Genomic DNA, 11964 nt, shown 5'->3' on the forward strand with positions numbered 1-11964 from the left:
CTCCCCGGCCGGACTTGGAGCGGGAGGGGAAACGCCTTGCGCGGGTTACGGGGGTACGTACGGCTGCGTCGCGCCGTTCCCGTGGTGGTGGTCATCGCGGTGATCGCGGTGGGCGTCGTCGTGTGGCTGGACCGGCGGAGTGAGCAACTGGCCGACAATCGCGCTCAGTTGAAGAGCGCCTGCGCGGGCCTGCTGCCGCAGGGGCATTTAGGGCAATTCCTGCCGAAGGGTGAGGCGGGTCGGCTGCATCAGTACGGCACGATGCTCGATCCGGGGCAGCAGAGCCGTGTCCTGCTGGACTGCCGGCTGTCCTGGGGCGGCGACGAGGAGGTCACCGTCAGGGCGAACGCCCTGCCGGCCCGGGCCGAGGAGACGCCCGGCGAGTTCGACAGCGACTTCCCCTTCCGCCTGCCGCCGAGCGCCCAGGGCACGGTGAAGACCGACCGGAGCAGTGCGGCGCGGGCGATCGCCTCCCTGATCGTCGAGTGCCCGAAGGGCCTGACGGGCCAGGTCCGGCCGAGCAAGGACCTCCAGGTGGCCGTGGGCCTGCCCGTGAAAGTGAAGGACGAGTACGTGAGCGAGCTCTCGCCGGGCAACCGGCGCCTGGTGGCCGGAGCGGCCGTACGCATCGCCAACTGGATCACCGAGCGGAAGAAGTGCGGCGGCGCCCCGCTGGACACCCGGCCCGCCCCGCTGGGCACCCGGCCCGCTGCCCCGGTGCCGGCCTCCGCCGACGCGCCGCGCTCAAGGCCTTCGCCGCCTGCCGCTCCCTGAACCCCAACTCCCGTTCAGCGCAGGGAAATCCACCGGTAGTGCAGCTCCGGGCGCCCGACCTGGCCGTACTGCGGACTGCGCTCGGCCCGGCCCGTGGTGACCAGGTGTTCCAGATAGCGGCGCGCGGTGATCCGCGAGATCCCGACCTCGGCGGCGGCCGCGGCCGCCGTGACCCCGCTCGCCGATGTGCGCAGCGTACGGGTCACTGCGTCCAGCGTCGGCGCGCTCAGGCCCTTGGGGAGGGCTGCGGGCTCGGGGGTGCGGAGGGCGGCGAGGGCGCGGTCCACCTCGTCCTGGCCGCTGGCCTCGCCGGCCGCCGCGCGGAACTCGGCGTAGCGGGTGAGGCGGTCGCGCAGGGTCGCGAAGGTGAAGGGCTTCAGGACGTACTGGACGACGCCGAGGGACACCCCTTCCCGTACGACGGCCAGATCGCGGGCCGAAGTGACGGCGATGACGTCGGCGGTGTGGCCCGCGCCGCGCAGTGAACGTACGAGCTGGAGGCCGTGGCCGTCGGGCAGGTAGAGGTCGAGCAGCAGCAGATCGACGGGCCGCCGGTCGAGCGCGCGCACCGCTTCGGCCCGCGAGTGGGCGACGCCGGAGACGGCGAATCCGGGGACGCGGGCCACGTAGAGCGCGTGGGCGTCGGCGGCGACGGGGTCGTCTTCGACGACGAGGACGCGGATGGGGGTTGCGTTCATGCGGCCACCTCGGGGTGGCGCGGGGCGTGCGGGTGCGGGTGCGGGTGCCTGCGGCGCTGTTCCCCTACCCTTCCCCAAGCTCTCAACTTCGTTCGAGCAGGGGAGACCCCATTCTTCCCGAAACTGGGGCTCCTCCCCAGACCCCCGGGACGCCCTACGGGCGTGTCCTCAATCGCCGGACGGGCTTGATAAATCAAGCCCGTCCGGCGATTGAGGACCGGGGTCTGGGGCGGAGCCCCAGTTTCGGGAAGGGGCGGGTAGGGGAAAGAAAAGATCCGCCGGATGCACAACGTCATGCCCGCACCTCCGCCGCCGCCCGCAACGGCAGCCGTACCGTGAAATCCGCGCCCCCGTCCGCCCCGTCCGCCAGGACCACCGCCCCACCGCCCCGGTGCACCGCCTGCCGGACCAGCGCCAGGCCGATCCCCCGCCCCGGGCTCTTCGTCGACCAGCCGCGTGCGAAGACCGCGTCGGCCGACGCGGGGTCGACGCCGGGCCCCGTGTCGGAGACACGCACCAGCAGCTCGTCGTCCTCCGTTCGGGCCGTCACCGTGACCCTCGCTCCGTCGCTGCCCTGCGCCGCGTCAACCGCGTTGTCGATCAGGTTGCCGAAGATCGTGACGAGGTCGCGCGCGGGCAGCGTGCGCGGCAGCAGGCCGTCGTCGATCCTGCTGTCCTCGTCCAGTACGAGCGCCACGCCCCGCTCGTTCGCCTGCGCCGCCTTGCCGAGCAGCAGCGCCGCGAGCACCGGTTCGCCGACCGCGTCGACGACCTGGTCGGTGAGCGCCTGGGCCAGCTCCAGCTCCGCCGTGGCGAACTCCACCGCCTCGTCCGAGCGGCCCAGCTCGATGAGCGAGACGACGGTGTGCAGGCGGTTCGCCGCCTCGTGGGCCTGCGAGCGCAGCGCCTGCGTGAAGCCGCGCTCCGAGTCCAACTCGCCCGAAAGCGCCTGGAGTTCGGTGTGGTCGCGCAGGGTCACGACCGTACCGCGCTGTTTCCCGGTGGAGACCGGACGGCTGTTGACGACGATCACCCGGTCCGCCGTCAGATGCACCTCGTCGACGCGCGGCTCGGCGGCGAGCAGCGCTGCCGTGAGCGGTTTGGGCAGGTCCATTTCGGCCACCGGGCGCCCGACCGCGTCGTCCCCGAGGCCGAGCAGCTCGCGCCCACCGTCGTTGATCAGCGCGATGCGCTGCCGGCTGTCGAGCATCAGCAGCCCTTCCCGTACGGCGTGCAGAGCGGCCTGGTGGTAGTCGTGCATGTGGCTCAGCTCGGCGGCGTTCATGCCGTGGGTGTGACGCCGCAGCCGGGCGTTGATGACGTAGGTACCGAGGCCGCCGAGGGCGAGCGCGCCCGACGCGACTCCGAGCAGCGCCGCCACCTGCTGCCGCAGCTGCGCGCTGATCCGCTCAATGGTGATGCCTGCGCTGACGAGCCCGGTGATCCGGCCCCCGTCCTCCGGGTCGCGCACCGGCGTCACCACACGCACCGAGCGGCCCAGTGTCCCCAGGTGGGTCTCGCCGTAGGTCCTGCCCTTCAGGGCGGGGCCGATGGTTCCCAGGTACGTACGGCCTATCTCGGTTCCCTCCGGGTGCGTCCAGCGGGTGCCGTCCGGGGCCATGATCACGACGAAGTTGACGCCGGATTCCTTGCGGAGTTCCTCGGTGTACGGCTGGAGGGCCACCGTCGGATTGTCCGAGCGGGCCGCCTCGATCACCGCGGGGGATTTCGCCACGGCGGTCGCGGTCGCGGTGGCCTGCCTGGTCGCGGTCTCCTCCGCCTGGGCCCGGTCGGAGACGTACGTGAAGGCCGCACACCCGGCGACGATCACCGCCACCAGCACGACCTGCATGGCGAAGAGCTGGCCGGCCAGGCTGCGGGGACGGGGTATGCGCATGCCGCCAGTGTGCATGGCCGTCCGCATGGCCGAAAAGCTGTGAACGAAATGCACGCAACGGTGACGGGGCTCACAGCGCTGATGGATAGTCGCCGGGACCCATCGGGACGTGGGTGCCGCAGCCAATAAGAGGAGAACCCCCGTGGCAGAGAAAGCCGCAAGGCGGGACCGTACTCATTATCTGTATCTCGCCGTCATCGGCGCAGTCGCACTCGGTGTCGTCGTGGGCTTCGCGGCCCCCGGCGTGGCCGTCGAGCTCAAGCCGATCGGCGCCGGGTTCGTCAATCTGATCAAGATGATGATTTCGCCCATTATCTTCTGCACGATCGTTCTGGGCGTCGGTTCGGTCCGCAAGGCCGCCAAGGTCGGCGCGGTGGGCGGGCTCGCGCTCGGCTACTTCCTGGTGATGTCGACCGTGGCCCTCGCCATCGGCCTGCTCGTCGGCAACATTCTTGAGCCGGGTGCGGGCCTCGACCTCACCGAATCGGCGCGCAGCGCGGGCGCGGCGCAGGCGGAGGGCGCGAGCGAGTCGACCGCCGACTTCCTGCTCGGGATCATCCCGACGACCCTGGTGTCCGCCTTCACCGAGGGCGAGGTGCTCCAGACCCTGCTGGTCGCCCTGCTGGTGGGCTTCGCGCTGCAGGCGATGGGCTCGGTCGGCGAGCCCGTCCTCCGGGGCATCGGACACATCCAGCGGCTGGTCTTCCGGGTGCTCGCGATGATCATGTGGGTGGCCCCGGTGGGCGCGTTCGGCGCGATCGCGGCGGTCGTCGGCGAGACGGGCATCGACGCCCTGAAGTCGCTCGCGGTCATCATGATCGGCTTCTACATCACATGCGCGCTGTTCGTCTTCGTCGTACTCGGCACGCTCCTGCGCCTGGTCGCGGGCGTGAACCTCTTCCTGCTGCTGAAGTACCTGGCCAGGGAATTCCTGCTGATCCTTTCCACGTCGTCCTCGGAGTCGGCGCTGCCGAGGCTGATCGCGAAGATGGAGCACCTGGGCGTGAGCAAGCCGGTCGTCGGCATCACCGTCCCGACGGGCTACTCCTTCAACCTCGACGGTACGGCGATCTATCTGACGATGGCTTCGCTCTTCGTCGCGGAGGCGATGGGCGACCCGCTAACGATCAGTCAGCAGATCTCCCTCCTCATCTTCATGATCATCGCCTCGAAGGGCGCGGCGGGCGTCACGGGCGCCGGCCTGGCCACCCTCGCCGGAGGCCTCCAGTCCCACCGCCCGGAACTGGTCGACGGTGTCGGCCTGATCGTCGGCATCGACCGCTTCATGAGCGAGGCGCGCGCCCTGACGAACTTCGCGGGCAACGCGGTGGCGACGGTGCTGGTCGGCACGTGGACCAAGGAGATCGACAAGGCCCGGGTCGCCGAAGTCCTGGCCGGACGCGCCCCGTTCGACGAGAAGACGCTGGTCGACGACCACGTCGCGACGCCGGACGAGACGCGGCCCCCGGGCGACGTCCCGGAGCAGCGGGACGGGGTGAGTGTGGAAAAGGCCTCGGCGCAGCTGTAATCAAGCGGCGCGATGTGACGGCGCGATGTGAGGGGAAGGGCTCGGCCGGCGACGGCCGGGCCCTTCCGCCCTTGATGCTTACCTTCTGGTGCGCGGTGCGGTGATGGTGCCGACCCCGCTCGTCGGCGGGCCCGAAGCGCTGATGCTCTACGCCGGTTCGCGGCCGGCTTTCGAGAAGTACGAGACCACTCTGAAGGCACTGGCCGGGCAGGCCGCCCACCTCGGCGAGGACCACGCCCTCGCCGCCGTCTACGACCTGTCGATGCTCGACTTCTTCTACGCGAGCATCTCGGGTCTGGTGCACGCCTTCGCCCTGGCGCGGGAGGACAAGGTGGCCGCGACGGCCCTGGCTCCGTATCTGAACACCATCACCTCAATCCTGCCGCCCATCGCGGCCGGTATGGCGACCGCGATCGCCAAGGGGCACGGCGCGGACGACTGGGCGAGCACGATCGAGGCACTCAAGGGCTGATCCCGCGCCCGGATCCACAGGCAAAAGAAATACCCCGGGGAATTGACACCCGGGGTTTTTCCCTGCGTATATTGAGCGTTTCTGCGACCAGGCGTAAATTGGGTTACAGAGGTGCCGTGTGAACACAGCGTAGCTTGTTGGGAGCTGAATTGTCAACCGAGGAATTTCAGAAAGAGCAGGAATTCATCACCGGTCTCTACGCGCGCCTCGATGACCTGCGAGAAGAGGCCGAGGCCACCGCACAGGCGGCGTTGACGCAGGTGAGGACGGGCCACCAGGCGAAGCTGGAGCGCGACGTGATGGTGGCCGAGCAGTCCGGACTGCTCGCCGCATTCAATGCGGGAGAGAACGGGCTGTGCTTCGGCCGGCTCGACTACCAGGACGGCCGCAAGTACCACATGGGCCGTATCGGAATCCGGCAGAACGACCCGGACCGTACGCCTCTCGTCGTCGACTGGCGGGCCGAGATCGCACGCCCCTTCTATCTCGCGACCGGTTATTCCCCGATGGGACTGCGCCGCAGGCGGCACATCTCCACGGAGGGCCGCGCGGTCACCGCGCTGCACGACGAAATCCTCGACCTCACCGACACCACCCGCACCGGCCACGAGGGCTCCGCCGCCGACACCGTGCTGCTCGCCGCGCTGGACGCGGCGCGCTCCGGGCGGATGCACGACATCGTGCAGACCATCCAGGCCGAGCAGGACCGCATCATCCGCGCCCCGCACCACGGCGTCCTCGTCGTCGAAGGCGGTCCCGGCACCGGCAAGACCGTCGTCGCGCTGCACCGGGCGGCGTACCTGCTGTACGCGTACCGCGACCTGCTCGCCCGCCGCGGCGTGCTGATCGTCGGGCCCAATCCGGCCTTCCTCGCCTACATCGGCGAAGTGCTGCCCTCGCTCGGCGAGACCGGCGTACTGCTCGCGACCGTAGGCGAGCTCTTCCCCGGGGTCACCGCCACCGGCACCGACACGGCCGAAGCCGCCGAGGTCAAGGGGCGGGCCGCGATGGCGGACGCGCTCGCCCGCTTCGTACGGGACCGGCAGACCGTGCCTCATCCGGGCATCGAGATCGAGCACGACGACGGCACGCTCTGGCTGGACCGGGCGATGGCGGAGGACGCCCGGGCCGCAGCCCGCGAGACCCTGCTGCCGCACAACCTCGCCCGCCCCCACTTCGCCTTCCGGATCATCGACGCGCTCACCGAGCAGCTCGCCGACCGGATCGGCGCCGACCCGTACGGCGGTCCCAACTTCCTCGGACCCGACGACATCGCCCAGCTGGGCAAGGCCATCGCGCTCAGCAATGACGTGCACGCGGCCATCGACACGCTGTGGCCGCCGCTCACTCCGCAGCAGCTGGTCGCGGAGTTCCTCGCGGAACCGGTTCATCTCCCGGACGCCGACGCCGAGTTGATCCGGCGCAACGGCGGTCCGTGGACGCCCGCCGACGTACCGCTCCTCGACGAGGCCGCCGAACTGCTCGGCGAGGACGACTCCGCCGCGCGGGCCGCCGAGGAGGCCGAACGGCAGCAGCGCATCGCGTACGCCCAGGGCGTGCTGGATGTCGCGTACGCCTCCCGCACCTACGAGTTCGAGGACAAGGAGGACATCGACAAGGACGCCTCCGAGGTCCTGGGCGCGCACGACATCGTCGACGCCGAGCGGATGGCCGAGCGCCACGAAGAGGCCGACCACCGCAGCGCCGCCGAACGCGCCGCCGCCGACCGCACCTGGGCCTTCGGCCACATCGTCGTCGACGAGGCGCAGGAGCTGTCCGCGATGGCCTGGCGGCTGCTGATGCGGCGCTCCCCGACGCGCTCGATGACCCTGGTCGGCGACCCCGCCCAGACCGGGGACGCGGCGGGATGCGACTCGTGGCAGCAGATCCTCGGCCCGTACGTCGAAGACCGCTGGCACCACACCCGCCTCGGCGTCAACTACCGCACCCCCGCCGAGATCATGGAGGTAGCGGCCGGCGTACGGCGGACCGAAGACCCCTCCTTCGAGCCGCCGAGCTCCGTCCGCTCCACCGGTGAACGCCCCCACGCGCGCGCAACCGAGCCGGACGCCCTCGCCCGTACCGTCGCCGAAACGGTCGCGGACGAGACGCCGGAGGAGGGCCGGCTGGCCGTCGTCGCCCCGCGCGAGCTGCACGGGGCGCTGGCCGCCGCCCTCCCCGGCGCCGCGCACGGCACCGCCCCCGACCTCACCCTGCCGGTCGTGCTCCTCGACCCCCGTCAGGCGAAGGGCCTGGAGTTCGACACCGTGATCGTCGTCGAGCCCGGCCGGATCCTGGCCGGGTCACCGCGCGGTGCCAACGACCTGTACGTGGCCCTGACCCGGGCCACGCAGCACCTCGCCGTCGTTCATACGGGGGTCCTGCCGGAGTGTCTCCGGGGGAACCTCCGGGAGGGGTTCCGGCAGGACCTGGCGGAGGGGCTCACGCCGGCCTGAGCCATACCGTCGCCAGCGGCGGCAGCGTCAGCTGCACACTGGCCGGACGCCCGTGCGCCCCGGTCGACTCGGGCTTGAGCGGCTCCGGGTTGTGTACGTCGCTGCCGCCGTAGCGGGCCGCGTCCGTGTTCAGGATCTCCGTCCAGGCCGGGATGTCGTCCATGACGCCCAGCCGGTAGTCGTGCCGTACGACCGGCGAGAAGTTGGACACGGCCAGCAGCGGTGAGCCCTGCGCGTCGAAGCGCATGAACGAGAAGACGTTGTCCTCGGCGGCGCCGCCGTCCACCCACGCGAAGCCTTCCGGGACGGTGTCCCGCTCCCACAGCGCGGGTGTGGCGGCGTACACCTGGTTCAGGTCGCGGACCAGGTCGCGCACGCCCCGGTGGTCGCCCGCCGAGTGGTACGTGTCGTCCAGCAGCCACCACTCCGGGCCGTGCGCCTCCGACCACTCGGCGCCCTGCGCGAACTCCTGGCCCATGAACAGGAGCTGCTTACCGGGGTGCGCCCACATGAAGCCGAGATACGCCCGGTGGTTGGCACGCCGCTGCCACCAGTCGCCCGGCATCTTCGACACCAGCGCCTGCTTGCCGTGCACCACCTCGTCGTGCGAGATGGGCAGGACGTAGTTCTCGCTGTACGCGTACACCATCGAGAAGGTCATCTCGTTGTGGTGGTACTTGCGGTGCACCGGCTCCTTGGAGACGTACACCAGCGAGTCGTGCATCCAGCCCATGTTCCACTTCAGGCCGAAGCCCAGCCCGCCGTGGTCCGTGGGGCGGGTGACGCCCTCCCAGGCCGTCGACTCCTCGGCGATCGTCACGACTCCCGGGCAGCGGCGGTAGACGGTGGCGTTCATCTCCTGGAGGAAGCCGACGGCGTCGAAGTTCTCCCGCCCGCCGTACTCGTTCGGGGCCCAGTCGCCGCCCTCGCGCGAGTAGTCCAGGTACAGCATCGAGGCGACGGCATCCACCCGCAGGCCGTCGATGTGGAATTCCTCGCACCAGTACGTGGCATTGGCGACCAGGAAGTTACGCACCTCCGTGCGGCCGTAGTCGAATTCGAGCGTGCCCCAGTCGGGGTGCTCGGCACGCCGCGGGTCGGGGTGTTCGTACAGCGGTGTGCCGTCGAAGCGGGCCAGCGCCCAGTCGTCCTTCGGGAAGTGCGCGGGCACCCAGTCGACGATCACACCGATGCCGGCGCGGTGCAGCGCGTCGACCAGGTGGCGGAAGTCGTCGGGCGTGCCCAGGCGGGCCGTCGGGGCGTAGAAGCCGGTGATCTGGTAGCCCCACGAGCCGCCGAAGGGGTGTTCGGCGACCGGCATCAGCTCCACATGCGTGAAGCCGAGGTCGGCGACGTACGAGGGCAGCTGTTCGGCCAGCTCACGGTACGTCAGGCCGGGGCGCCACGAGGGGAGGTGGACCTCGTACACCGAGAACGGTGCCTCGTGGACGGGGTGGTCGGCGCGGTGCGCCATCCACTCCTCGTCGCGCCACACGTGGTGCGAGGCCGTCACGATCGACGCCGTGTCGGGCGGCACCTCGGTGCGGCGGGCCATCGGGTCGGCGCGCAGGGTGTGGCCGCCGTCCGGCTGGGTGATCTCGAACTTGTAGCGCGTGCCTTCGCCGATGCCGGGGACGAACAGCTCCCAGACGCCGGACGCGCCCAGGGAACGCATCGGGAGGCCCGCGCCGTCCCAGTAGTTGAAGTCCCCGGCCAGGCGGACGCCCTGCGCGTTCGGTGCCCATACGGTGAAGCGCGTGCCGTCGACGCCCTCGTGGGTCATCGGCTCCGCGCCCAGCGCCCGCCACAGCTCCTCGTGGCGGCCCTCGCCGATGAGGTAGAGGTCGACCTCGCCGATGGCGGGCAGGAAGCGGTACGGGTCACGCATCTCCTGCTCGCTGCCGTCGTACGTGACGCGCAGCGTGTACTCCGGGACGGAGCGCAGCGGCAGTACGCCGGAGAACAGCCCGTCGCCGTCGTCGTTCAGCTGGAGACGGGTCTCCTTGGCCCTGCCCGTGCCTTCGGTGACCACGGCGACGGCCTGCGCGTACGGGCGCAGGACGCGGAAGGTTACGCCGTCGGGACCGGGGTGGGCGCCCAGCACGCTGTGCGGGTCGTGATGAGCCCCGGCCAGCAGTCGGCCGCGCGTCCCGGCGTCCAGCGGCTCGGCGGTGCTTACGCCGGTGCGGCGTCGCGGGGTCGTCGCCCTGGCCGTGGGGCTCTTCGCGGTCTGCGCCGTTTTGGGGGGTTTGGCGGTCTTGGCAGTCTTCGCTGTCTTGGCGGCGCTCTTGGTGGCCTTTGCGGTCTTGGCAGTGCCGGCAGTGCTGGCTGTTTTGGCGGTCTTCGCGGGCGCGGGCGGCTGCGGGGCCTGCGCCTCGGTCGGGGCTTCGGAAGACTTGCGGGACGGCGGACGGGGGGTCACGGGTGAGGCCTCCTTGGGAGGTTCCGGTCGAGGGTGCGGTGACTTCGGGCGTGGTGCGGTGGTCGGGGGGTGCGGTGCCTTCGGGTCGGTGCCGCGCTGGGGCGTCTCCTCGGGTGTCGAACGGGCGGGGGGTCGCAGTTGTACGCCGCCCAAACTGTGTTCGACACCCTGCGGGGAGCGCCCCTGCACGTCCCCTCCCGCACCTCGGTCTGCGATACCGGGCGGTGCGCGTCCCGGGGGGTTGTGGCGGGTCATGTGTTTGCCAGGCGGTGGATTGCTGCCAGGGGGACCGGGAGCCAGTCCGGGCGGTGCCTTGCCTCGTACAGGACCTCGTAGATCGCCTTGTCGGTCTCGTACGCCCGCAGCAGCTCCGGCTCCTCGCGGGGGTCGGCGCCCGATGCCTTCGCGTAGCCCGTGCAGTAGGCGTCGCGGCAGCGCACTGCCCATTCGGCGTCCCAGGGGTCGTGGGAGCGGGCCGCGTAGTCGAAGGAGCGCAGCATGCCCGCCACGTCGCGCAGGGGTGGCTGGGGGCGGCGGCGTTCCGTCAGGGGGCGTGTCGGTTCCCCCTCGAAGTCGATGACCGACCATTCGCCGGCCGGGGCTCGCAGGGTCTGGCCCAGGTGCAGGTCGCCGTGGATGCGCTGGGCGGCCCATGTCCGGCCCGCCCGGCCCAGCGTCGCCACCGCGTCGAACGCCGTGCGCAGCGCGGGGGCGTACGGGAGCAGGGCCGGCACTGCCTGGGCCGCCGCTTCGAGGCGTTCGGTCATCGTGGTGGCCAGCAGTTGTGTCTGTTGCCTGCGAAGGGTCCGGGTGGGCAGTGCCTCGGCCAGTGCGGTGTGGACTTCGGCGGTGGCGCGGCCCAGTGCTTGCGCCTCGGTGGTGAAGTCGTTGCCCACGGCGAGTGCGCGCAGCGCTCGTTGCCAGCCGTCCTCGGAGCCGTGCAGGAAGGGCTGGAGGACGCCGAGGGTGTACGTCTCGTCGCGGGAGGCGGCGTTGGCCGCTTCGTACCAGGCGACCGGCGCGGGCACCCGCTCGCAGCCCTTGCGGGCCAGCGCGAGCGGCAGCTCCAAGTCGGGGTTCGAGCCCGGCGAGACGCGGCGGAAGATCTTCAGGATGTAGGAATTGCCGTAGATCAGGGACGAGTTGGACTGTTCGGCGTCGAGCGGTCGTGGGGTGAGGGCGGGCGGGATCGTTACGGCACGGTCGCGTTGGAAGTGGAGGGAGCCGTGGACGCCCGGCGTGCGCAGGCGTTCCAGGAGCAGCCCGGCCAGGCGCGGGTCCTGCAGAGCCTCGTACACGGTGCGGTTGGCGATGGGGCCCTCCTGTACGTGGCCGATCAGGGCCGGGGCCAGATGCGGCGGCAGTGAGGCCCGTACGCCGAGGAGCAGTTGGTAGCAGTCGGCCACGGGCGGTGGTGTGGGCGGTGCGGGTTGATGGACTTGTACGAGCAGATGAAGCAGGCCCGGAGCGGACGCCGAACCGACCGGCAGCAGCTCCGTGGCGGAGACCAGCGAGAAGCCGGTGATCGGGCGCCCCTTCCCCGCGAACCACCGTTGCCTGGGCAGCCATTCGTGGAGCAGGTGTGTGAGAGAGGGGAGCAGCGTGGGGGGAGCGGCTGGAGGGGTGGCGCGGTGGGCGGCCGAACTCCGGGTGGATGCAGCCTCCGACATGGCATCGCGTCCTTTCCCCGGGCACACCACAGTTTGCGCAGAGTGTC

General features: G+C 71.0%; 8 protein-coding genes. 4 read left to right on the forward strand and 4 right to left on the reverse strand.

The window, feature by feature from the left end:
* Positions 1–36 precede the first annotated feature (36 nt).
* Positions 37–774 (forward strand): hypothetical protein, encoded by a 738-nt coding sequence (locus tag PXH83_RS21735; RefSeq protein WP_274562144.1) that lies wholly within the window; start codon positions 37–39, stop codon positions 772–774.
* 14 nt (positions 775–788) lie between these two features.
* On the opposite strand, the gene PXH83_RS21740 is transcribed toward PXH83_RS21735, so the two are convergent.
* Complete coding sequence (locus PXH83_RS21740; RefSeq protein WP_274562145.1) at positions 789–1472, reverse strand: response regulator; 684 nt, start codon at positions 1470–1472, stop codon at positions 789–791.
* A gap of 292 nt (positions 1473–1764) precedes the next feature.
* Positions 1765–3369: a sensor histidine kinase gene (locus tag PXH83_RS21745; RefSeq protein ID WP_274562146.1), complete on the reverse strand. Its 1605-nt coding sequence runs from the start codon at positions 3367–3369 to the stop codon at positions 1765–1767.
* A gap of 142 nt (positions 3370–3511) precedes the next feature.
* On the opposite strand from PXH83_RS21745, the gene PXH83_RS21750 reads away from it, so the two are divergent.
* The 3 genes from PXH83_RS21750 to PXH83_RS21760 all read left to right on the forward strand — a co-directional run bounded on the left by PXH83_RS21750 (position 3512) and on the right by PXH83_RS21760 (position 7825).
* On the forward strand, positions 3512–4897 hold the full coding sequence (locus PXH83_RS21750) for a cation:dicarboxylate symporter family transporter (RefSeq protein ID WP_274562147.1): 1386 nt from the start codon (positions 3512–3514) through the stop codon (positions 4895–4897).
* A 103-nt stretch (positions 4898–5000) separates the two neighbouring features.
* Positions 5001–5369, forward strand: coding sequence for an imine reductase family protein (locus tag PXH83_RS21755; protein ID WP_274562148.1), 369 nt, complete (start codon positions 5001–5003; stop codon positions 5367–5369).
* A 149-nt stretch (positions 5370–5518) separates the two neighbouring features.
* Positions 5519–7825, forward strand: a complete 2307-nt coding sequence (locus tag PXH83_RS21760) for a HelD family protein (RefSeq protein ID WP_274562149.1) — start codon at positions 5519–5521, stop codon at positions 7823–7825.
* Here the strand turns inward: PXH83_RS21760 and glgB are convergent.
* Positions 7812–10502, reverse strand: coding sequence for a 1,4-alpha-glucan branching enzyme (gene glgB / locus PXH83_RS21765; RefSeq protein ID WP_420803197.1), 2691 nt, complete (start codon positions 10500–10502; stop codon positions 7812–7814). The genes PXH83_RS21760 and glgB overlap by 14 nt on opposite strands.
* The gene (locus tag PXH83_RS21770) at positions 10499–11917 is read right to left on the reverse strand and encodes a maltokinase N-terminal cap-like domain-containing protein (protein WP_274562152.1); all 1419 of its coding nucleotides are present in this window, start codon (positions 11915–11917) and stop codon (positions 10499–10501) included. Before PXH83_RS21770 ends, glgB begins: the two co-directional genes overlap by 4 nt.
* Positions 11918–11964: the final 47 nt, after the last annotated feature.

This window comes from Streptomyces spiramyceticus, assembly GCF_028807635.1.
In the GTDB taxonomy this organism is placed as follows: domain Bacteria; phylum Actinomycetota; class Actinomycetes; order Streptomycetales; family Streptomycetaceae; genus Streptomyces; species Streptomyces spiramyceticus.

Bases quoted from the DNA above. Each gene is read 5' to 3' on its own strand.
- PXH83_RS21740 (WP_274562145.1), bottom strand. From the start codon at position 1,472: ATGAACGCAACCCCCATCCGCGTCCTCGTCGTCGAAGACGACCCCGTC.
- PXH83_RS21745 (WP_274562146.1), bottom strand. From the start codon at position 3,369: ATGCGCATACCCCGTCCCCGCAGCCTGGCCGGCCAGCTCTTCGCCATG.
- PXH83_RS21755 (WP_274562148.1), top strand. From the start codon at position 5,001: ATGGTGCCGACCCCGCTCGTCGGCGGGCCCGAAGCGCTGATGCTCTAC.
- glgB (WP_420803197.1), bottom strand. From the start codon at position 10,502: ATGACCCGCCACAACCCCCCGGGACGCGCACCGCCCGGTATCGCAGAC.
- PXH83_RS21770 (WP_274562152.1), bottom strand. From the start codon at position 11,917: ATGTCGGAGGCTGCATCCACCCGGAGTTCGGCCGCCCACCGCGCCACC.